This is a genomic window from Imperialibacter sp. (genome assembly GCF_040222815.1).
GTDB lineage: Bacteria > Bacteroidota > Bacteroidia > Cytophagales > Cyclobacteriaceae > Imperialibacter.
This window is the reverse complement of record NZ_JAVKCH010000040.1, coordinates 286,496-308,983: the sequence shown is the minus strand read 5'-3', so window position 1 is coordinate 308,983 and position 22,488 is coordinate 286,496. Positions and strand designations below refer to the sequence as shown.

Annotated in this window: 20 protein-coding genes; 10 read left to right on the top strand and 10 right to left on the bottom strand. The window is 47.1% G+C overall.

Going from position 1 to position 22,488, the window contains the following annotated elements; translation table 11 throughout:
• The first annotated feature begins 49 nt into the window (after nt 1-49).
• From RIF36_RS21010 to RIF36_RS21000, 3 genes are all read left to right on the top strand, one after another.
• The gene (locus RIF36_RS21010; protein ID WP_350122570.1) at nt 50-721 is read left to right on the top strand and encodes an NAD-dependent epimerase/dehydratase family protein; all 672 of its coding nucleotides are present in this window, start codon (nt 50-52) and stop codon (nt 719-721) included.
• A gap of 63 nt (nt 722-784) precedes the next feature.
• Nucleotides 785-1,237: a D-aminoacyl-tRNA deacylase gene (gene dtd, locus RIF36_RS21005; RefSeq protein ID WP_350122568.1), complete on the top strand. Its 453-nt coding sequence runs from the start codon at nt 785-787 to the stop codon at nt 1,235-1,237.
• Nucleotides 1,238-1,247: 10 nt separating this feature from the next.
• Nucleotides 1,248-1,574, top strand: coding sequence for a nucleotide pyrophosphohydrolase (locus RIF36_RS21000; RefSeq protein WP_350122566.1), 327 nt, complete (start codon nt 1,248-1,250; stop codon nt 1,572-1,574).
• An 8-nt stretch (nt 1,575-1,582) separates the two neighbouring features.
• On the opposite strand, the gene RIF36_RS20995 is transcribed toward RIF36_RS21000, so the two are convergent.
• Complete coding sequence (locus RIF36_RS20995) at nt 1,583-2,767, bottom strand: class I SAM-dependent rRNA methyltransferase (protein ID WP_350122564.1); 1,185 nt, start codon at nt 2,765-2,767, stop codon at nt 1,583-1,585.
• A 208-nt stretch (nt 2,768-2,975) separates the two neighbouring features.
• On the opposite strand from RIF36_RS20995, the gene RIF36_RS20990 reads away from it, so the two are divergent.
• From RIF36_RS20990 to RIF36_RS20980, 3 genes are all read left to right on the top strand, one after another.
• Nucleotides 2,976-3,854 (top strand): hypothetical protein, encoded by an 879-nt coding sequence (locus tag RIF36_RS20990; RefSeq protein ID WP_350122562.1) that lies wholly within the window; start codon nt 2,976-2,978, stop codon nt 3,852-3,854.
• Nucleotides 3,855-3,970: 116 nt separating this feature from the next.
• A complete protein-coding gene (locus RIF36_RS20985) occupies nt 3,971-4,306 on the top strand; it encodes a PadR family transcriptional regulator (RefSeq protein WP_317487903.1) in 336 nt (111 codons plus the stop codon).
• Entirely contained in the window at nt 4,303-6,894 is a 2,592-nt protein-coding gene (locus RIF36_RS20980) for an ABC transporter permease (RefSeq protein WP_350122560.1), read from the top strand. The genes RIF36_RS20985 and RIF36_RS20980 overlap by 4 nt, the downstream gene beginning before the upstream one ends.
• Nucleotides 6,895-6,936: 42 nt before the next feature.
• On the opposite strand, the gene RIF36_RS20975 is transcribed toward RIF36_RS20980, so the two are convergent.
• A complete protein-coding gene (locus tag RIF36_RS20975) occupies nt 6,937-7,644 on the bottom strand; it encodes a 2-phosphosulfolactate phosphatase (protein ID WP_350122558.1) in 708 nt (235 codons plus the stop codon).
• Nucleotides 7,645-7,648: 4 nt separating this feature from the next.
• On the bottom strand, nt 7,649-8,746 hold the full coding sequence (gene gcvT, locus RIF36_RS20970; protein ID WP_350122556.1) for a glycine cleavage system aminomethyltransferase GcvT: 1,098 nt from the start codon (nt 8,744-8,746) through the stop codon (nt 7,649-7,651).
• 383 nt (nt 8,747-9,129) lie between these two features.
• Here gcvT and RIF36_RS20965 point away from each other — a divergent pair, with 383 nt between their 5' ends.
• A complete protein-coding gene (locus RIF36_RS20965) occupies nt 9,130-10,197 on the top strand; it encodes a hypothetical protein (RefSeq protein WP_350097966.1) in 1,068 nt (355 codons plus the stop codon).
• Between the two features lie 96 nt (nt 10,198-10,293).
• Here RIF36_RS20965 and RIF36_RS20960 read toward each other — a convergent pair whose 3' ends face one another.
• Nucleotides 10,294-11,475: a trans-sulfuration enzyme family protein gene (locus RIF36_RS20960; protein ID WP_350097968.1), complete on the bottom strand. Its 1,182-nt coding sequence runs from the start codon at nt 11,473-11,475 to the stop codon at nt 10,294-10,296.
• 151 nt (nt 11,476-11,626) lie between these two features.
• On the opposite strand from RIF36_RS20960, the gene RIF36_RS20955 reads away from it, so the two are divergent.
• Nucleotides 11,627-11,941 carry a rhodanese-like domain-containing protein gene (locus RIF36_RS20955; RefSeq protein WP_350097970.1) on the top strand — a complete coding sequence of 105 codons (315 nt, stop codon included), beginning with the start codon at nt 11,627-11,629 and terminating at the stop codon, nt 11,939-11,941.
• A 92-nt stretch (nt 11,942-12,033) separates the two neighbouring features.
• Entirely contained in the window at nt 12,034-12,648 is a 615-nt protein-coding gene (locus RIF36_RS20950; RefSeq protein WP_350122554.1) for a Uma2 family endonuclease, read from the top strand.
• Here the strand turns inward: RIF36_RS20950 and RIF36_RS20945 are convergent.
• The 5 genes from RIF36_RS20945 to RIF36_RS20925 form a co-directional block, all read right to left on the bottom strand.
• Nucleotides 12,645-12,992 carry a TfoX/Sxy family protein gene (locus RIF36_RS20945; protein ID WP_350097974.1) on the bottom strand — a complete coding sequence of 116 codons (348 nt, stop codon included), beginning with the start codon at nt 12,990-12,992 and terminating at the stop codon, nt 12,645-12,647. The genes RIF36_RS20950 and RIF36_RS20945 overlap by 4 nt on opposite strands.
• A gap of 4 nt (nt 12,993-12,996) precedes the next feature.
• A complete protein-coding gene (locus RIF36_RS20940; protein WP_350122552.1) occupies nt 12,997-15,396 on the bottom strand; it encodes a glycoside hydrolase family 95 protein in 2,400 nt (799 codons plus the stop codon).
• Between the two features lie 71 nt (nt 15,397-15,467).
• A complete protein-coding gene (locus RIF36_RS20935; protein ID WP_350097978.1) occupies nt 15,468-16,025 on the bottom strand; it encodes a GNAT family N-acetyltransferase in 558 nt (185 codons plus the stop codon).
• Nucleotides 16,022-16,966: a bifunctional helix-turn-helix transcriptional regulator/GNAT family N-acetyltransferase gene (locus RIF36_RS20930; protein ID WP_350122550.1), complete on the bottom strand. Its 945-nt coding sequence runs from the start codon at nt 16,964-16,966 to the stop codon at nt 16,022-16,024. Before RIF36_RS20930 ends, RIF36_RS20935 begins: the two co-directional genes overlap by 4 nt.
• Before the next feature lie 117 nt (nt 16,967-17,083).
• The gene (locus RIF36_RS20925) at nt 17,084-17,755 is read right to left on the bottom strand and encodes a hypothetical protein (RefSeq protein ID WP_350122548.1); all 672 of its coding nucleotides are present in this window, start codon (nt 17,753-17,755) and stop codon (nt 17,084-17,086) included.
• 152 nt (nt 17,756-17,907) lie between these two features.
• Between RIF36_RS20925 and RIF36_RS20920 the strand changes: the two genes are divergently transcribed.
• On the top strand, nt 17,908-19,209 hold the full coding sequence (locus tag RIF36_RS20920; protein WP_350122546.1) for a hypothetical protein: 1,302 nt from the start codon (nt 17,908-17,910) through the stop codon (nt 19,207-19,209).
• Nucleotides 19,210-19,214: 5 nt separating this feature from the next.
• Here RIF36_RS20920 and RIF36_RS20915 read toward each other — a convergent pair whose 3' ends face one another.
• Nucleotides 19,215-22,451: a DUF7948 domain-containing protein gene (locus RIF36_RS20915; RefSeq protein ID WP_350122544.1), complete on the bottom strand. Its 3,237-nt coding sequence runs from the start codon at nt 22,449-22,451 to the stop codon at nt 19,215-19,217.
• Nucleotides 22,452-22,488 lie beyond the last annotated feature (37 nt).

Below are 22,488 nucleotides of genomic sequence, written 5' to 3'. Positions count from 1 at the left end.
GTTTTAACTAGCCTTTAGATAGAGTTGCCGACAATTAAACTTCAATGATATGGGTAAGACTGCACTTATAGCTGGCGCCACTGGTCTGGTTGGTACATCGTTGCTGGATCAGCTGGTTGGCGATGATTATTACGATAAAATTGTAGTCCTCACACGAAGAGAACTTCTATCTGAAAGCAGCAAAGTCCGTGTTGTTATAACAGATTTTGAGAATTTGGAGAGCCTTTCCGCTGACATTCAGGCCCAGCATTTTTTTTGCTGCCTGGGCACTACTTTAAAAAAGGCCGGATCGAAGGAAGCGTTTTTCAAAGTGGATTATACCTACTGTTTCAATCTGGCTCAAGTGGCCGCTAAAACTGCCACATGTGAGCAATTTCATGTGGTTACTGCGCTGGGAGCCAATGCTGAGTCGGTCATTTATTACAACAAGGTGAAAGGAATGCTGGAGGATGCATTGAAAAAACTGAGCCTCCCTTCGCTGTATATTTACCAACCTTCGCTTCTTTTGGGTGAAAGGAATGAGCGTCGCCCTTTCGAAGAAATTGCCAAGTTTTTTTCCAACCTATTCTCCTTTTTTATGATAGGATCGAGTAGAAAGCTTTTTGCTATTGAGGCCAGCAGGGTGGCAAAAGGAATGGTGGTCACAGCCAAAAAGGGGCTACCAGGCCTCCATGTTTTCCCCTCCCGACAAATTGAAAAAATTACCGCCACAAAGGATTAGCCCGGATTGATCATTAATCGTACTTTGAAGCTGATAGTTTTTTTTGCAGGATAAATAAGAGTAATGATAGGAGTGGTTCAAAGAGTGTCGGAAGCATCGGTAACAATTAACGGCGCCGTCGAAGGAAAAATTGGAACTGGTATTATGTTGCTTCTGGGTATTGAGGAGGCGGATACGCAGGAAGATGTCGAGTGGCTGAGCAGGAAGATTGTCAACCTGCGGATTTTTAATGACGATGACGGCGTGATGAACCGAAGCCTTGTGGAGGTGGCAGGCGACATACTGCTTATCAGCCAGTTTACACTACATGCGAGCACAAAAAAGGGTAACAGGCCTTCCTACATCAAAGCTGCCAGGCCGGATGTGGCCATACCTCTTTATGAAAAAATGGTTGCCCAGCTACAGACAGACTTGCAACGTGAAATTGAGACGGGTGAGTTTGGCGCCGATATGAAAGTGGCGCTTGTAAACGATGGGCCTGTTACGATCATTATTGATACTAAGAACAAAGCTTAAATCCTTCCATATGACGATAGAACAAGCACAGGAGCAGGTAGATCAGTGGATCAAAACTGTTGGTGTCCGCTATTTTAATGAGCTGACCAACATGACGATACTCACAGAAGAGGTAGGAGAATTGGCCCGTATTATGGCCAGGACTTATGGTGAGCAGTCGTTCAAGGAATCAGACAAGGGCAGAGACTTAGGTGATGAAATGGCCGACGTACTATGGGTGTTGATTTGTCTTGCCAACCAAACGGGAGTTAACTTAACAGAGGCATTTCAAAAGAACCTGGAGAAAAAGACCAGCAGAGACAAGAACCGCCACAAGGGTAATGAAAAGCTGAAGTAGGGCCAAAGTTAACTTATATGCAAAACCAATCCCTTCAAATACTCCCCCTCTGGGTGGTAAATGCTTACAGGGTGATCGGCTGGCTGGTGGACTTGGTACAGGATGCGAACCTCCCGCCCTGTGGCAGCGGCAGCTGAAAATACAGCCGTACGAAAATCTTGCGGTGACACCACCTGAGAGCATGAAAACGTAAACAGAATTCCTCCCGGCTTTATTTTTTTAATGGCCTTTTCGTTAATCGTGCGATAGCCCTTGAGCCCGTTTTCAAGCACCCTTACATGCTTGGCAAAGGCGGGTGGATCGAGCACAATCACATCAAAATCGTCGGGCATCTTTGCGAGATAGTCAAAAGCATCCGTACAAATGGACGTATGTTTTTCCGTTTTCCCGAAATTCAAATCAATGATTTGCTCCGTCAGGTCAATGGCTTTTTGCGAACTATCGACACTTACCACTTCTGTGGCACCGGCCTTGAGCGCAGAAACTGAAAAGCCGCCTGTGTAGCAGAACGTGTTAAGCACTTTCTTCCCCTTGCTAAACTCCTCCAGCAGTCGTCTGCTTTCCCGCTGGTCGATAAAAAAGCCTGTTTTCTGGCCTTCTACCACATTGATGGTGAACTTGCTTCCGTATTCGTTCACCTCCACGGTGTCGCCTTCCCCAAAGATAAATCCGTCTTCAGCTTGAATAGGCGCTTTAAAGGGAATGGTGCCGGCGCTTTTGTTGTAGCAGGCGGCGACGGGAAGCTCAAGTTCTTCGAGGATAGTAGCAAAAGTGTCTTTCAGCAGATACATGCCAACAGAGTGCGCTTGAAAAACCACCGTTCCGTTGTAGTAGTCCATGATCAGGCCGGGTAAGCCGTCGCCTTCCCCGTGTATCAGGCGGAAAACATTGAGGTTATCTTTTTTTGTTAAACCAACTGCCCTGCGAGCTTCAACTGCTTTTTCAATTTTGGCTTTCCAGAAGGCTTGATCGATTGTGACATCGGAGAAAGCCACCATGCGCACGGTGATGGAGCCAATTTGGTAGTGGCCAATTCCCAGAAACTTCTTTCTGCTGTCCAGCACCTGCACCAGGTCGCCTTCATTTAACTCCTTTGGAGTATGTTGGATAGCCCCTGAAAATACCCATGGGTGGAAACGCTGGATGGAGCGTTCTTTTCCTGCTTTAAGAATAATAGAGGGATGGGAGGACATGGTTCTTTATTAAGCCGCAAACTTATGAAATCGGTTGGAAAGTTAGTGATTATAAGTGACCGATATGTGAGGTCAACCTGCGATGGATGGTGATTTTGTCAATGCTGCAGATATTAAGCGGCAGAAAATTCGGACATCCTCAGAAATATTGCTTATATTTTATGAGGATCATATAAGGATGAAGAAACCAACCCAAAATAGTCAAGCCATGAAAAATATTTCGATCTTTTTTATTGTCAGTATATATGTGCTTATCAGCGGCTGCTCAAACGATTCTGGTAAGGAATCAACGGAAGCCCCCAAAAGCCTTGTGGGAACATGGGAGTTGGTGTCTTACATGAGCGACTCCAGTGGTGGAAAGGCATGGATAAATCACCCCTCCAATATTCTATACCAAAAGCACTTGACCCCGACCCATTTTACCTGGATAAGCTATCAGAAAGATAATGATCAACTGGTGGGGATGGGAGGCGGAACTTATACCTACGATGGTGAGAATTATGTTGAAAACATTGAATTTTTTCTACCAGCCACCAGTAGCATCCTCGGGCAAAAAATCAATTTCACGGCTGACTTTGTTGACGGTGAATGGCATCATAGAGGTTTCGTGAAAGATTTTGAGTTTGATGTCGAAAGTGCTGAAACAGTTGTCGTGGATTCGTCTCGCATTGAGGAAATGTGGAGGAAGGTGCCTGCGGTGGCAAAAAACGACACTTCTCTCGTCGGAACCTGGGAGCTGGTTTCCTATCACGAAAAGGAAGGAGGCCCTGAAATGAGCTACCCTGGCTTTGTGAAGTATATGAAGCTTGTGACTCCTTCACATTTTGTTTGGATTCAATACAATGATGACGGGGACTATATTTCAGGAACAGGCACAGGATCAATTATCTATGACGGGAAGACGTACACCGAGAATGTGGCAATGATTCACCCGTCTGGTCACACTCTAACGGGGGCTACCATTACATTTGGTGGTGTTGTTAACGCCAACAGATGGACACTTTTTGCGGAAAAGACAGTGAAACAAGGACAAGAAATTGACTCCGTATACATAGATGAAACGTGGGCGAGATATAAAAAACCATAAGTGATTGATGAATAGGGCCAGGAGCCGGGATAACCTCCCGGCTCTTTTTATTTTATTTCTTCTACAAAAAGACAACATAATGCATTACTTTTATGTTTGTATAACTAATAGTGACTATGAAAGGCTCGTATTTGGGTGAATTGGAAGAACTTATACTGCTGACAGTTGGGGCATTGTTTGATGAGGCCTATGGCGTGGCTGTAATGGATGAAATAGAAAAGCAGACTGGAAGAAGCATGAATGTAAGTGCGGCCCATGCTGTGTTGCGGAGGCTGGAAGAGAAGGGCTATGTAACGTCACGGATGGGAGGAGCCACCAACGAAAGAGGCGGGCGACGCAAGCGGTACTTCACTTTGACGGCTGTTGGCAAAAAGGCGCTGGATGAGTCTTTTGCCTTCAGGAACGAGCTGTACAAAAGGATACCAAAAATGGCCTTCAACTTTTCACTATGAAGCAGCTATCGCCGCCTGAATGGGCTGATAAATTCCTGAGGTGGTATTGCAATCCCGATCTCCTGGAGGAGATCGAAGGGGATATCTATGAGATTTTTGAGAGGGAGGCTGCTGCTGACACCCGAAAGGCCAGGCGGAGGTTTATTTGGAATGTACTTCGATTTTTTAGGTGGGCGAACATTAAAAGGACAAACTCAAATTATAAGACTAATCAAATGGGACTCATCAAAAATTACTTTACGGTAGGTTTCAGAAACCTATCCAAAAACTGGGGCATATCGCTCATCAATATCCTCGGCTTGTCAGTAGCGATAGGCATGGGCATCGCCATTTTCATTTTTGTGGATATGCAGACGCATATGGACGACTTCCATTCCAACAAGAAGAATATTTACCAATTGATCAATCATGTGAAAACCGAGAACAGCACTGCGATGTGGGCGGATGCTCCCTTGCTGATAGGGCCGGATTTGGTGGACAAGCACGCTGGAGTTGACAATGTGGTGCGTGTCGAATTCCAGTACGGCAATATGCGGTTTGGTGACAATGTTTTTAGTGAGTTGGTATCGTTTGTTGACCCGGCTCTGCTGAAAGTGTTTGATTTTCCCATCAAGTATGGAGATGTAAATGCGCTGGAGAATAAGAGCTATGTGGTGATTGATAAAAATACCGCAGAGAAATATTTCGGACAGGAAAACCCAATGGGCAAGGACGTTTCCATCAAGTATTCCAACGGTTTGATTCAGAACTATACGGTGGGGGCGGTAATGGAAAAGACGCCGGATAAAGCGAGCTTTTCATTTGAAATCATGGTGCCTATTGACAACTTCTTTGATTTAAAGCTCGAAGATCACTACGACTGGTCATATGCCACTGACGCTATTTTTATTGAAATGAAAGATGGTCATCAGTCGCAGGAGTTAGAGGAGACTTTTAATGGATTTGTGGCTCTGCAGAATCAGACAAGTAGCAAATGGCCTATCGAACAATTTGAAATGGTGCCATTGAGTCAACTAGCGCTGAGGTCATTTGAAATAGATGGTTCGATAAGTGGAGCTGGGCACCCAGCCGGGCGTATCGGGCTTTCTGTGGTAGCATCTATGTTGGTTTTGCTGGCTTGTTTTAATTATATGAACATTTCCGTCACAGCTGCCACAAGACGTTTGAAGGAAATAGCCATGAGGAAGGTGATTGGAGGCAACCGGCGACAGATTATTTACCAATTCATTTTGGAAAACATCATTCTGTGCACTTTCGCTTTGGCTTTGGGTACCGTAATGAGCTATTATTTCTTTTTGCCTGGACTAAACACAATGATCCCAATTACTATTCCTTTTGAATTTTCAAGTTTTCCAATGCTGATTGCCTTTTTTGCTGGACTGCTGCTATTTATTGGTCTGGTGTCCGGTGCCTACCCGGCCTTCTATGTGTCGAAGTTTCAACCAACCAGTATTTTCAGAGGAAATGAGAAGCTCGGTTCGAAGAACGTCTTTAGCAAAATATTGCTGGGCTTCCAGTTTTTCTTTGCCATAAGCACCATCATCGCTTGCTTTGTTTTTACTGACAATGCCATTTATCAGGCAGAAAAAGACTGGGGATACAACCCCAAAGGAATCATTTCAATGCCACTGGGGGAGGCGTCGGACTTTCAGGCCTTGAGGGATGCGGCTAACAAGAATACCTCTGTTTTGAGCTATGCCGGGAGTAACTACCATGTAGCCAGGGCCAATAAGCTCACCAAAGCCGAGGTGCTTGATAAGGAGGTCAAAACCTATGCCTTTCATGTGGGCGAAAACTATATGGAAACGATGGGCTTCCGCCTGAAGGAAGGGCGGTTCTTTGGAGACAGCAAAGCAGCTGACCAATCAGGAAGTATCATTGTAACAGAAATGTTTGTGGAAAAGGCCGGTTGGGGCGATGCCATAGGTCAACAGGTGACTTACGATAGCACACGGTACACGGTAGTGGGGGTAGTGGAAAACTTTATGTGCAATGCTTTTTATGATGAAATGCTACCATCTGTTTTCACTGCTGCTCCCGAGGAGGATTTTAATTATTTCGTAGTGAAAACCGCTGCGGGGAATGAAAAAGAGCTGGACGAATATTTTGCATCAGCATGGACAGGAATTGCCCCTAACGACCCTTACAACAGCAAGTATCAGGTAGATGTTTTTGACTACTTCTTCAAGGAGAATCAGGGAAATATTGTAATCATAAGCTTCATCTCTGGCTTAGCTATTGTGCTGGCTTGTCTGGGCCTGTTCGGCTTGCTTGGCTTTAGCATCCAAAGCAGAAAAAAGGAGTTTGGCATACGAAAGGTATTGGGAGCTGATGCGCTACAGATTATCAGAATTGCCAGTAAACAATACTTTTGGACGATTCTTATTGCCTTCCTTTTGGGTGCGCCGGCAGGTGCTTTTCTTATCACTCAAATGATCAACGCTATTTATCCAGACCCCAAGGAAACCACGGCGCTCCCATTTATTCTGGCGATGGGCATTGTGCTGGTGACAACAGCTGTGACGGTGGCAAGTCAGGTGACTAAAGCTACCAGCGTCAACCCTGTGCAGACGTTGCGGAGTGAGTAGCCTAAGGATGTAGTGCCGGTGGGGTTGCCCGTCGGCACTATTTTAACCTGGCAAAACGAGATGTCCCTCTCTCAGCACAGGAACAACATCAAACCGATCTTCCTGCACGCAAAATTCGATGTCCTTAAATACCTCCAGCTTGTTCAGCCGACGGGCATGCGACGATGCCTTCACAAATGTGAAGAGGTCATTTTTTTCGACCTGGTATAGCTTTACCATCATTCGGGGGACATCGCACTCAGGTTGGTGCGAAGTGGCCAGCCTTTCAACCAGGGCGCCGGCAAACAGGCTGTCCTCAAGATTCACTTTTCCTTTCCAGGCCGCACAAACTACTACCACATCTTTGTCTTGCTGCTGGATGTATTTTGCAACGGCGGTCAGGTTGAGGAAGGCCCCGATGATGATTTGTTCCGCCGACTTTGACTTTTCGATGGCAAGGGTACCATTGGTGGTGGTAACGGCCACTTTCTGTCCTTTCAGGTGAGGCTCCATGTATTCGAAAGGGGAGTTGCCCATGTCGAAGCCTTCCACCTTGCTGCCGTTGCGTTCACCTGCCGTATAGTAGCCTTCCTGCTTAAGCCCTTTGCAGATGTCCACATCGGCCAATGGTTTGATGGCGGCTACTCCGGTAGCCAGGCCCGACACCATGCAGGAGGTGGCCCTGAGTATGTCCACCACCACCACAATTTTGCCTTTTAACTCGTATTGATGGATTAGTTCCGGAGAAAGGCAGACGTCAATATTCCTCATCAGTTTACTTTTTTAGAAAAGGCACTTTTACCACTTTGGCCTTTAGGAACTTGCCCCTTACTCCCACAAATATTTCCGTGTCTGGCTGGCTGTATTCTTTGTTGACATAACCCATGCCTATGCCTATGCCGAGAGTGGGAGATTGTGAGCCGGAGGTTACTTCGCCGATTTTTTCTTCAGAGGCATTGAATAACTCATAGTGGGCTCGTGGAATGCCCCTGTCAACCAGCTCGAAGCCAACCAGCTTTTTGCTGATACCAGCTTCTTTTTGGGTCTTGATGGCTGCGGAGTTAGTGAATTCTTTGGTAAACTTGGTGATCCAGCCGAGGCCAGCTTCGATGGGAGAGGTGGTGTCGTCAATGTCGTTGCCATAGAGACAGAAACCCATTTCCAGGCGTAGGGTGTCTCTGGCGCCAAGGCCTATGGGTTTGATGCCTGCCGATGCGCCTGCTTCAAATACTTTGTCCCAGAGCTTTTTAGCGTCCTCATTTTTCACGTACAGCTCAAAACCGCCAGCGCCGGTGTAGCCAGTAGCGGAAATGATGACGTCTTTGATGCCGCCCATTTCGCCTACAGTGAAGTGGTAGTAGCCAATAGCTGAAAGATCGACGCTGGTGAGCTTTTGAAGGACTCCTACCGCCTTGGGGCCTTGCACCGCAAAAAGTGACGTGGCGTCGGAGATATTGGTCATTTTCGCTCCGAAGGAATTGTGGCTGCTGATCCAGTTCCAGTCTTTGTCGATATTGGAGGCGTTGACCACTAGCAGGTATTTCTCGTCAGCCATTTTATATACCAGCAGGTCGTCAACAATGCCGCCCTTGTCGTTGGGCAGGCAGGAGTACTGCGCCTGTCCGTCTACTAGTTTCGAAGCATCGTTGGATGTCACGCTTTGGATGAGGGGCAGGGCACCCGGGCCCTCTACCATAAACTCTCCCATGTGCGACACATCGAAGACACCTACGGCATTTCTAACTGTATGGTGTTCGTCCAGGTCAGAGGAGTAGCGAACAGGCATATTGTAGCCTGCGAAAGGCACCATTTTGCCACCCAGGGCCACGTGAACATCGTTGAGGGCAACTTTTTTCAATTCTGCAGAATCCATTCTTTTTTGCTGTTTATTCGGAAGCTGCAAAAGTAGTAATATTTGGCAAGGGACAGTATATGATCCGCTCCAGAATATAATATTAGGGTGACGGAATAGCCTGGCGAAGGTTATTGCCTTGATGTTCACTGGGATGGGAATAGTACTTTTTGATCGTTTAGCGACTTTCAATAAATAGGAATTGGCCGACTTTTTGCAGAACCTACCATAGCGGGTAGCATGCTATCGCTACTTTTTGATCCCGTGTTATTGCTCAGCATCCTTATGCGAGTTTTTTTTTAAAGGCGGAGGCTATAGCTGATAGTGCTTGCCCGACCTGGAATTCACGTGTTGAACTTAAGATTTTTTATAAGGCCAGTATCATTTTTTAAACGATTCGTACCATGAAAGCAAAACTGATTTTTTCATTTGTGGCTGCTCTTGTTATTTCATTTGCAGCATGTGCACAGGAACCAGCTGCCAATGGCTTGGCAGAAAGGGTGGTTGTCACTACTCACGATGGTATTGTAAGAGTAGGCGTTATTGTGAGCGATGATGGGAGAGAAATACTTCTTGAAACGGAGAACCTTGGGAAAATTTATATACCCAAGAGCGATGTCAAAACTATCAGGCCCTTCGCCGAGTCGGATCGCATTGCCCTAACGGGAGAGTACCAGAGCAATGATCCGTTTAGTACAAGGTACTATTTCACTACCAATGCATTGCCGATCAGGAAAGGGGAGGACTATGGCATGCTCAACCTTTACGGGCCTGAAGTTCATTTCTCCCTGGCCGACAACTTTTCTGCGGGCATCATGTCTACCTGGATAGCCAGCCCATTCGTCGGAGTGTTCAAGTTATCCATTCCGACACGGAATGAGAAAGTTAGTTTTGGTGTCGGGACACTTCTTGGCTCGTCCGGTTATCTCAACAGCTTTAAAGGTGCAGGAGGCCTCCACTGGGGGATGGTGACTTTCGGAGACCGAAGGAGCAATATTACCTTTTCGGCCGGGTATTTGTACATAAAGCTAGGTGGGGAAAGCTATTATTCTGAGCCCGGCGTTTACCCTGTTACTGCCGACGAATCTGGAGGATACTACTACCCCAACATTCCCTACCGATCAGAAAAAAACGGGATGGCAAAGGCGCCGTCGTTCTCGATTGCCGGTGTAACACCGGTAGGTAGTAAGTCAAGCTTCATATTTGACTCAATGTTTTTTGTCGCCAGCCAATACCGCAAAAACAGCGGATGGCACGAGAACTACGACAGCAATGGAATGCTTACTTCGGTAAGAATCTCGGATGAGTCTGGTTATGAAAGATTCTCAGCGTTGGTTTTGATGCCCGGAGTAAGATTTCAGCATAGGGAAGGGAGGGCTTTCCAAATTGCATTGGCTGGCGTAACGGTATTTCAAGATGGAGATGTGTACTCCTTTCCGCTGCCCAATTGCTCGTGGTTCTTTAAAATATAAAGTCACTTACGGCAAAGTTGTCATCAGCCTCAGCTCAGTTATCTTGCATCAACTGATAGCTGGGGTTGATGCTTTATTGCCACCAGTATTTGATTGCTATTTCGATGCCTCAATTGCCTGCTCTAAGTCGGCAATTACGTCATCAAGGTGCTCCAGGCCTACTGACACCCTGATGAGTCCATCGGTGATGCCCACCACTTTTTTCTCTTCTGCGTTGAGCTTCGAGTGAGTAGTGGAGGCAGGGTGAGTGGCAATGGTACGTGTGTCGCCCAAATTGGCTGAGAAAGAGATCATTTTCAGTGCATTGAGGAATCTCTTGCCTCTTTCTACTCCACCACCCAGCTCGAAGGTGACCAGGCCGCCGCCAAGGGTCATTTGTTTTTTTGCCAACGCCTGTTGCGGGTGAGAAGGAAGGAAAGGATATTTCACCCAAACCACCTCGGGGTGGCTTTCCAGGTGAGTGGCTAGTTTTAGTGCATTGTCACAGTGTTTTTCCATTCTCACCGCCAGTGTTTCCAGGCTCTTGGAGAGAATCCAACCATTAAATGGAGACATGGCAGGGCCAGTGTGTCGGGCGAAGAACCTTACTTTTTCGATATGCTCTTTGCTGCCGAGCACAGCACCGCCAATCGCTCTTCCCTGGCCGTCGATAAACTTAGTGGCTGAGTGGGTAACGATGTGCACACCGTATTTGGCTGGGTTTTGCAGGTAAGGGGTAGCAAAGCAGTTGTCGATATTGACAATCAGGTTGTGCTTTTTACCGAACTTCCCTAACCACTCCAGGTCTATCAAGTCGAGCGCTGGGTTAGAGGGAGTTTCTGCAAATACCATTTTTGTATTGGGTGTTACAGCTTTTTCCCATACTTCAGCGGGGTCGCTCAGGTCTACGTAAGTATGTGTGATACCCCAGCGAGGGAAAAGCTGTGTCAGGATCTGGTGGGTGGAGCCGAAGACAGAACGGGAAGCGATGATATGGTCGCCGCTGTTCAGAAAAGCCGCCATGCTGGTGAACATGGCTGCCATACCCGAGGCCATGGCCATACCGTCCTCTGTTCCTTCTAACAGACACAGCTTCTCGATAAATTCATCATTATTGGGGTTAGAAAACCGGCTGTATATGTTGCCTTGCTCCTCATTGGCAAATAACGCACGGGCTTGCTCAGCATTATCGAATACGAAACTAGACGTGGCGTAGATGGGCACACTGTGTTCTCGTTGTGAAGAACGTTCTGCCTGTATACGGATGGCGTTGGTTTCGAAATGTTTTTTGCTGCTCATATGCTGTAACTACAAAATTGAAGGCGACAAAGTGAAGGCTTATTTGGAACTTTTCAAAAAAATTAGTGGCTTTAAATACTGATTAAGCATTTAATTGTTGTTTTTTGAAGGACTTAATTTGATCTTCGAAGATTAAAGAACGGGAATAGCCATGAAGGAAATAAGTGTAAACGAACTGAAAAAACTGATGGATTCAGGAGCTGACTTTCAGCTAATTGACGTAAGAGAGCCCAATGAAGTGGCTCAGGCCAATATTGGTGGGCTGCACATACCTATGGGCAACATGGCCGACAACATCGATAAAGTGGAGAAAGGCAAGCAGGTGGTGGTGTACTGTAGAAGCGGAAGAAGAAGCGGTACGGTTGTGGAGTTTCTCGAAAGAAAGGGGCTTGATAATGCCTATAACCTGGCCGGTGGAATTTTGGCCTGGAAGGCTGAGTTCGACCCGAACATGAATGTGAGCTAATTGCAAGTCTACTAAACATATACTGACCCCAATCATTCAAAGTGGTTGGGGTTTTTGTTTAGAAAGAGGCGTTAAGTCTTTATATTTATATAATGCCAGTAAAATATAACATACCAGAGGAAAATATCGACGACATTACGCTTCTTGATTCGGGAGCAGTCTATTCCTATGCCGATTACTTACGGTGGACTTTTGAAGACCGTGTGGAACTGATCAAAGGTAAGATTTTTCATATGTCGCCTGGCCCTAACCGCAAGCATCAAAAGGTAAGTATTGACCTAGGTGCCAGAGTTTACAACTTCCTTCAGGGTCAGAGATGTGAGGTTTACATGGCACCTTTTGATGTCCGACTCCCAGCCAAGAAAGGTAGCGAAGACAAAGAAATATTCAATGTCGTTCAACCGGATATCGTGGTGATTTGTGACCAGAACAAATTAGACGACAAAGGATGCATAGGTGCTCCTGACCTGGTCGTGGAAATACTTTCTCCCTTTACAGCAGCGAAGGATCTGAAAAACAAATACAGCCTGTACGAAGAAAGCGGTGTTAGGGAATATTGGATAGTGTATCCAGGTGAGGAGATTGTCGAAATTTTTGTGCTGGGTGATAATGGAAAATTCGAACTTCGAAATCGGTTTATTGGGGAGGACGAAATTCAGTCTAACGTGCTTGTTGGTTTTAATTTGAGGGTGAAAGAGATTTTTTAAGCACCCTTCTTTTTACTTGCCTTGGCCTTGGGGTTAAATTCAACTGCCAACCTGACCCAATAGTCCAGGTCATCGTCCAAATCCATGCCTTCAGGTGACACGAACACATAACCTTTCATTGGTCGGCCAGTGAAGTCCATCTCCTTGGCTCCTTTTCGTTGTAGTGCTTTCTCGTAGATATCAGGGTCAATGCGGGCCATCAATTGATTTTTCACAATACCCACGGTCATTTTCCCATCGACGAGGTAGCAAAGCCCTCCCATCATCTTTTTGGCTTCAAACGAAACCTTGAGTGATTTCAGGCTTTGGCCAATTCGCTCAGCGAGGTGCTCATCGTACGCCATATTGTTAGAATTTTATCGATTGCCTACTTCCTTTTTTCGCCGCTATAGTCTGCATTTTATCTCCGAATCTGATCGTGTATTCCCCGTCATAGTCAGGACTGATGACTGCCGATACCAGCTTCCCGTCTTTCCACTCTATATCGACGGTTACGGCACCACGTGCACGCAACCCGGTGATTTTTCCGGATTTCCACTCAGAAGGCAACGCTGGTAGTAAATGGATGACTCCTTCATGGCTTTGCAGTAGCATTTCGGCAATGCCGGCTGTGCCTCCGAAGTTTCCGTCAATCTGAAAAGGTGGGTGGGCGTCCATCAGGTTAGGGTAGGTGCCGCCGCCCTGGTATTGCACGCCTTCCTCTGTACCGATGTAATTGAAAAGCTTTTTGATGGCATCCAGCGCCATATCTCCATCCAGCAACCGGGCCCACAAAGAGATTTTCCATGAAATAGACCAGCCGGTGCCATTGTTGGTGCGCAGTTCAAGTGAACGACGGGCCGCCTTCATCAAATCCGGTGTGCTGTTTGTGGTGATAGAGTGCCCAGGGTAAATGCTGAACAAATGGGAAATATGCCTGTGGTGAGGGTCTTTGTCCTCCCAGTCGTGGTACCACTCCTGTAGGTTTCCTTTCTGGCCCACCTGATAGGGGTACAGCTTGTCCAATGTGCTTTCCAGCTCCTTCCTCAAATCTTCATCCCTGTTAAGTACCTTCGTTGCCTCAATAAGGTCGATAAACAACTCCCGGATCATGGCATGGTCTGCCGTTCCGCCATAGAAGGTGGCGCCTACGTATCCTTTGTCGGTGATGTAGTCGTTTTCGGGCGAGGTGGACGGGGCGGAGACCAGGTAACCATCGGGCCCTTCTACCAGGTAATCGAGGCAGAACTGAGCGGCTCCTTTCATCAAGTCATAGGCGTGGTTTTCAAGAAAGACTGTGTCTCTGGAAAAGGCGAAGTGCTCCCAAAGGTGGGTGCTGATCCATGGGCCACCCATGCTCCAGTTGGCCCAGCCGGGATAACCATTCCCAAAATCACCTACGGGGTTGGTCATTGCCCAAATATCTGAGTTGTGATGAAGCGCCCATCCGTCTGCATCGTAGAAGTTTTTGGCAGTGACTTTGCCAGTTTGCGCCAGCTTTCCGACGAATTGTAGAAGCGGCTCATGCAGTTCCGACAGGTTAGCCACCTCCACCGGCCAGTAGTTCATTTCCACATTGATGTTGGTGGTGTAATTGCTGCTCCAGGGCGGACGCACATGCTCGTTCCAGATACCCTGTAGGTTGGCGGGGATGCCGCCGGGTCTTGAGCTGCTGATGAGCAGATAGCGTCCGTATTGGAAGTAAAGAGCCGCAAGGTCAGGGTCTGCTTCACCTGCCGTAAAGCGCTTGAGGCGTTCAGGTGTGGGTAACGTATCGGCCGCCGAGTGCCCAAGGTCAATGGACACCCTATCGAATAGTTTACCAAAGTCTTCTTTGTGCCTTGTCAATAAAATGTCGTAATCGGAGCCTTCAGCTTTGGTGAGATACTGTATGGCGGCGGCAATCTCGTCTTTTCCCTGTGTGCCAGGTTGCTTGTCGAATCCATTGAAGCTGGTGCCACCGGAAAGTGCAATGATGGCATACGAGGCCCCCGACACTTTTACTTGATCGTCGGTGGTAGTGGAGGTTCCGTCGGTCGACAGCACCTTGGCAATGGTGCAGAAACGCATGCTCTTCAAGCTATCATACCTCACCGCATCGGGCATATCGCCCCGATAGCTTGGCTCCGACTTGATGGGAGAGAAGCCTTTCATGGTCACCTGTGCTCCCTCTGCTACAGTGGAAAACGGAAGTTTACTATTGAGGCCCAATTCAAAATTTAGCTTGTCATTTCCTTCAGCAGAAAGCCTCACCAGCATTACCTGATCAGGGAATGACACAAAGCTTTCTCTATGAAAAGCTGTGCCATTTATTTCATAGTCAACAGTTGCGATGCCCCGGCTTAAGTCAAGCGACCTGTTATACTTAGTTGGGTCGCCAGCATGGTCGAAATTAATGGTAAGAAAGCCCATGGGTTCATAAGCCTGTGAGAAGGAGCCCTGCATATTGCGGACGAGGCTATCAGCCAGCTGGTAGTTTTCGTTGAAAAGGGCTGCTCTTACCGCTGGGAGATGCTTGTATGCCCCCGGGTTCATGTTGGCATCGACAGGCCCACCTGACCAAAGTGTTTCTTCATTCAATGAGAACTTTTCTTTGGCAACACCGCCGTACATCATTGCACCAAGGCGACCGTTGCCGATGGGCATGGCTTCTTCGAATACTTTGGCGGGCGTGTTGAAACGTAGCTTTTTGGATGTTTTCGTTGCCTCTTTTTCGCAGGAGGCAAATAAGAGCAGTGTAAAAAAGAAAACAAGTGTATAAAGTCTCATAGGTAGTTGGATGTTATCAACAGCCAATATAAGATAATCTCAAATAGATTACTTTATCTCTTTAATCTGTCTTATCTCCAGTCCCAGGCAACGATATCCCAGGTGTCAGTAGCATCGGTAAAGGTGTGTATGGTTTGGAACCCAACCCGCTGGTGAGCTCTGAGAGACCGGGGGTTTCTAGAGGCAATCTCCGTGATGCACATGTCGAATTGATTGGCATACAACGCTTTGTGCTGTTGGTACATTCCATCAAAAACACCCTTTCCACGGTATCCTTCAGCTACACACACCTGGCCTATCACGTAATAGTTGTATGACTGCATAGGCCTGTTCCGGTAACTGAGCGATTCAAGCGTTACAAACATCGGTTTTAATACGGGTATCAGACCCTGAAATGACTGGAGCATGACCAGGGCGTAGCCCACCACTTTACCACCATCTTTGGCGATGACCTGAGGCGCAGATTCATTCATTGAACGAAGCAAATCCAGGTTGTGCCGCACTGTTACAAAGCCTTCTTTGGCCAGCTGCTCCGGTGTTATATTATGGGGCTGATTTCTCTCCTGGACATCAAGAATCTGCTGTAGATCATCGTCAGAGGTCGGCGTGGTAAAGACAATGCTGCTCATAAAATCAATTCCATTTGTATGTTGGCTCTCTCATAAGGCGACGGAGGTCCGGTCACCTTTTGGAAACCCAATTTATGATAAAGATTGATAGCTGGCACCAGCCGGGTATTGCTCTCAAGAAATATACGCTTTGCGCCTAAGGCTTTGGCTTTATCGATACAGGCCTGACCGAGCAGCCAGCCTATCTTTTTACCCTGGGCCTTGGGGCTTACTCCCATCTTTGCCAGTTCAAAAGTTTCATTGTCCATCTTTGCCAGGGCACACGTCCCGACGATTTCTCCGTCGTATTCAGCGAAAAAAATATGCCCACCCTTGTCGATGATGTATGATTTGGGGTTGTCCAGATAAAGGAGATCCGTTTTCTCGACCTTGAAGTAAGCCTCGATCCATTCGATATTCAACTGCTTAAAGTCGTTTTGATATTGAGCATCGTAGTCGAAGATTTTCACTTTTTGCACCTCTCTTTCTTTCCTTTTAGCCATTACTCTGTCGAAAAGGCTTCTCTGTTCCAGCAGGAATTCCATTTCCTCGATGGATTTCCACATATCGTATTGCATTTCCGATAGCAACTCTTCCGATGCGCTCTTGACGTCTACCATTTGCTGTTCCAGCTTTGCACTCACTTCTTTGCCTTTTGCTGAAAGCTCTACCACACTTCTCCGGCCATCGGCTTCGTCTTTGACCTCGGCAATCAGCCCTTTCTTTTTCATCTTCTTGATTATCTGGCTGACTGAGGCATGACTTTGCCCTATACTCTGTGCAATTTCCATTACGCCAAGGCCCTCGGTTTTCGCCAGGGTGTAGAATACCGGGAACCACCTGGGCTCCAGATCAACCTGATAAACATCGTATACCTTGGCGGCGTTTTCAGTGAGTGTGTCACTGAGTTTTCGTAGTCTGCTGCCTACGGCCATTTTGCCAGCTATTTGATAAAAATCCATAAATGATTTAAATTACGTAAGTGCTTACGTAAATATATAGAAGTAACCCTGACTGTGTCAATAGCCAGGATTAAAATATTTCGAACAGTTATTTTTCCAGGGTAACGCCTTTCCGGTTTATTTTGCCTTTTTGACTGTCAGATTTGCAAAGTCACCATTGGTGGCGTAACCCACCCATATGCCCACGCTGCCCGTGGTTCTGTCGTTGAGTTTGGTCACTTTTAAACAAGGCTCTTTTGCGTCGTCGACGTAGACAGTGATTTCTTTGCCTTTTACTTCTATGCGGGCATGAAACCAGCCGTTCGGATCAGGTGGAGAGGGGATTTCATTTTCGTATTTTCCGGTATACTTCTCCCTCAGCTCGCTCCAGTCCCACTGGGGTGGGCTTACATACTGTACCGAGTGGCTGCGACGAATTTGTTCGCCTGATTTAAAATTGAAAGGACGGAAATAAACGATATCGGCGGCAGTCTCCTTGCCGTCTTCAGGTACAGCGTGAAAAGCAACGCCAACAAAGTTCTTGCCCTGAACGTCTTTTCCTTTGATGTCAACTTCAATCGTCCCTTCGCTGAATTCCAACCCCTTGATCAGGGCATAGCCACCTGCATCGCTTTTGTCGGAAAAGGAAACCGCCTTTTTTCCGCCGTCATTGAGTGGTGTCACTTTGCGGTCGATGACCGTAAGACCATCACTCTTTAGCAATTGTTGAAGATCGTAGGATTGCCCCACGGCTAATTGGCTAAAAAACAAAGCGATACATAGCAATGTCAATGGATTCAATCTTTTCATTTGTTTTGAGTTTTGTTTGACAATGCCAACAAGGTCGTTAACAGTCGGATGAGGTCAAGTCCAACCGCAGTTCAAGTTTGTTCAAGATCATTCACACAAGCACTCCGTACCCTTAGCCGACTTTTTCGTATAAAATTGTATCTTCAACGAGAATGGAATATTTGATAGCTCACTGCAGAAAATTAATTGAGTCACAGCTTGGCTGGGGAAATGCCAGTTTGTGGACTAGTGAAGACTTTGAAATTCTCAGCGAAAAAATATTCGAGAAAACACAGGTGAGACTGAGCGTGACTACGCTAAAGCGTATTTGGGGCAAGGTTAAATATGAAAGTTCGCCTAACGTGGCCACGCTAAATGCTTTGGCTCAGTTTGTTGGATATGACAATTGGAGGCAGTTTCGCCAAAAAGGAGGTATTCCGGTGACACCAACGGGTGCTACTGTCAATCAGGCTTCCATTAACTCCGATAGAATTATTGGCCCGAAAAAAAACAAAAAGAAAAATGGCTTGCTGCTGATTGCGCCGGTAGGTGTGATTGCATTGGTTATCGCCTCATTTTTGATGATGGGCAAGGAAGAAAAGAAGCCTGAAACACCGGAGAAGAAGGAGCTTCCCAAGCCCTTGTTCGAAAGCAAGAAAACTTCCGACGACCTGCCCAACTCCGTCATTTTCCACTATGACGTCGCTCAGTACGAGTCGGAGGATGTTTACATCCAGCAGAACTGGGATCCGGAACGGAGAGAGAAAGTAGATGAAAAAGGCAATTACCACACCTCTATCTACTACTACCCGGGCTATTTTGGTGCCCGGCTTATTGTCGACGGTGAAGTGAAAGCGATGGACAATGTATTCATCAAATCACTTGGCTGGAAGGCCATGGTCGATAAGTCGCCGGTACCGGTGTATCTGCACCCTGACGAAATAAAAGGGAAAGGATGGATGGGTATTTCATCAAAGGTTTTCAGGGAAAAATCAGGTGCTGCCGTTTTTAATGAGACATGGGCTACGTTTCACAACGTAAGAGAATTTGAAGGGGTTAACGGGACAGACTTCGTCTTTGAAGCAAGTTTGAGAAATACTTCCACTGTCGAAGAGTCTGTTTGCCGCAATGTGATCGTTTATTTGCTGGCCACCGAAAGCGCTGTGATTATTCCTTTGTCCGACAAGGGCTGTGTGTCCAATCTGGGGCTGCTAACCGGGAACAGGTGGATCGACGGGAAGACAGAAGACTTGAGTGCATTTGGTTGCGATTTTTCGCAATGGCAAACATTAAACGTATCAAGAACGGGAGATAAATTTGAAGTTTTGCTCAACGGAACATCCTTGCTTACCGAGAATCAGTCTGGCTCAATAGGAGATATTATAGGTATACGATTTGCTTTTGAGGGAGCCGGGCAGGTGGCCAATGTGAAGTTGGCCAATTCGAGTGAAACTGTTTACGAGGAAAGGTTCTAAAACCCTTACCTCAGCAAATGTACCCATCCGTTGCAGGTGGTGAAATCGGGTAGCACCACATCATAGTAGTAGATGCCCGTTGGCAGGTTATCGCCATCCCACTGGTTGGTGTATTCATTGTTTTGGTAAACCACCTTACCCGTCCGGTCTACTATGGTAACCGGCATCGGTTGTATGTACTGAATTTCAAACCTGTCGTTCACACCATCTCCATTGGGAGAGAAGGCGTTGGGAACCATGAGCTCACCTACTTTGACAACGTCAGCCACTTCCTCCACGCAAAGCTCGTTGGGAGCAATAAGTCGTGTGGCGAAGGTTCCTTCCGTTGCATACTGATGGGTGCCAACCAACACTGAAGATTGTGTCCCGTCGCCAAAATCCCAGTAGGCTAAGTCTGTGCCCTGTACGTTTCCTGTAAAGTTGTATTCCGATACGCCGGAGCAATTGTAGATGGCCTCTATTTCTGAACTGATAGTGATTTCTTCAAGCACATTGACGGTAAGAGAGTCAATGAAAGTGCATTTGTTTTGGTCGTTGTAAATCTCCACAAAATAGGTGGTAGTGGCATTGGGACTGGCCGTCGGGCTGCCAATGTCGGTGGAGCTCAACCCCCTCGTGCCTGGCGTCCAATAATAGGAAGTACCTCCGGTGGCTTCCAGTTGAATCGATTCGCCATAGCAAATAGTTGCTGAGGGACTCAATGTGTACGTTCCCTGCGTGAGCACCAGCTGCCTGGTTGTCACATCAAGGTTTTTGCAGGTATTTGGGTTGGTAACAGTAAGGGTGATCGTGTACTCACCTGCGGACTGATAGGTGTGCCGCACGGTGTCGCTATTGGTTGATGTGGCACCGTCTCCCAAATCCCAGAAATAAGTTTCGCCTCCCACACTTTCGTTAGTGAACAGAAACTCAAAAGGAGCACACCCTTCTTTGATGTCCGGGTTTTGCAGGTCGGGTGTGTTGGTAACAAAGCTTGCCGAAAGAGTGGAGAGGTCAAATTTGAAAACGCCAAGGTTGCAGTTGTCGCTGTTGTTGGTTTCCGACCAGGCGCCTTCTGTAGTTGGGAAGATGCCATGTGCGGCGCTATTTGGCAATTTGCAACTGGCACAAACCGCATGATGAACCACTCCACGTTTATCGAAGCGGCTGGTACCTCCGTCTACGTGATCTCTGCCGGGGTTTCCACCAAAGTAGGTGGCATACAAAACATCGGCTGCATCCGGCTCGAAAACAATCAGGTAAAAATCGCCCCCGTCTGTGGTAGATTGAAATGCATCTGGTGTGAGTGGCATGCCGAAAGTATTTCCCTGATTGTAGCTACTGCTTTGATTGATGGAGCTACCACCCCAGCCGCTGATATAGATATTGTTACAATCACTAACCAAAAATGCGGTGGGGGAAATATTACTAGGCAGGGTGCCGGAACCAAAAACGGTCGACCACTGGGTGGTGCGCAGGTCAGGATTAAACTTCTGCAAAAATTGGCCGCTTCCCGGGTTGATGTACCGGTCACCTTTGATATAATAGTTGCCCTTCGTTTGTCCCAGCACGTAAACGTCGCCATTGCCGTCAAGTTCCACAAAATAAGCCTGATCCGATTTGTCAGTTCCAAGAAAAGTGGCAGCGTCAAAACTGCTGATGCTTTCGTTAAAGTGAAGAAGAATGCCCTCAGCGCCGCCCGAGTTTGCTCTTTTCCATCCATTTACCTCAAAGGGAAGTGCCTGACTCATTGTACCTCCAGCTACAAAGACACCCCCCTTTCCATCTGGCTTTACACTGAACAGCACGTCGGTGGTGTCCCCGCCAATGAAGGTGCCCCACTTCATTGCCGACAGTTGCGCATCCATTTTAATCAATAGCCCGTCCTCATACCCACTGTGAGACATTATTTGATTGGTCATCGGAAAGTCGGGTGAAGAAGAATTTGATGCTATATAAATATTGTCGTTCTCGTCGAGATTTACCTCTCCTCTGAACTGGGCGCCGTAGTTGAGTGTCAAGGCACCTCTGACTGCAATTATTCCATCGTTTTCACTTCCCCCCAGAAATGAGGAGGCAATCAGTTGTGTTCCATCATCATTCAGAATACTCACAAAAATGTCTACACCTTTTGAATAAAGTAATTCTTCATACCCCAACGGTTCAATCAGCTTTCCTCCCCCAAATAGTTTTTGATAGGCATTTGAGGTCGTTGGGAAGTCAGGCGAGGAAGTCGTGCCCATCATTACCAGCTCATTTTTGCTATTAACTATCAGGCTAATGGGCGTTTCTGCATATTCGCCCCCCAGATATGTTGCAAAAAGTAATTCCGATCCCGTGGAATCGAATTTCATCAATACTACATCAAACGCACCTTTGACATCTTCCTGAAACGCCCCAACTGACGGGACGAATGCCCCCGTGCTTGCGCCAAAAATAATGCCTCCTGCATAAGTGTTTCCATCCTTGTCGAATGTGGCGGTGTTTCCCCAGTTGTCGGTTGATGAGCCTGAGTAGGTGCTAAAAATGAGCAACGGGTCAATGATCAGCGTTTTGTCCTCGTCGTAGCCGTCAGGGAATTCAAAAGAGACCTGCTGGCCATCTACGTTGAAACGAGCAGGCACCTCCACAGTATCTTCATTTATCAGCTGATAGGCAAACGGCTTCAGCTCTATCATTTGCCCAAACTCGGTTTCCACAATCAGGTTGTCATTCAGCAGGTACACCTCTCCGCAGCCTTTCCACTCCATCGCAATCTGACCGGGGTTGCCTCCCGCCGATACAATCAGGTCATATTTGAATGCCCCGCCGTAAGAAACCATTTTCAGGTCAATGCCCTCGTAGAGATCACAGTATTGCACTTCGTTGAATTCCGGCACGCTGGTGGCCCAATGAGTCTCAGCCCCCAAAAAGAAATTATGGTAATAGCTCTGCGCCTCCATGCCGGAGGTTGCAGGGTTTTTGTTGGCACCCACAAAGGTGGTAGAAATGGCCTGCGACACGCCAGTTGCGGCCGACTCCTGAAGTGCTCCGCTGTTTTGACCGTCCAAATGGCCATGTGCGCTGTCAAAAGTGTTGCTTAAATAATACACCCAGCCAGCGTCCTGAAGTAGCAGAAATCCGTGCGGAACCTTTTTTCTGAACTTTACGCTGTTGTCCCATTGCCCCTTGTTTTCAATGAAGCCATTGAAGGGATTTTTTTCCGCTGAAAGGAGAAATGGGGAGCCTGCAAAAATCAGAAAAAAGAAGAGCCACCGCTTCATTGGTGATGTGTGTAGGGTTAGTCAGTTGAAAATATAC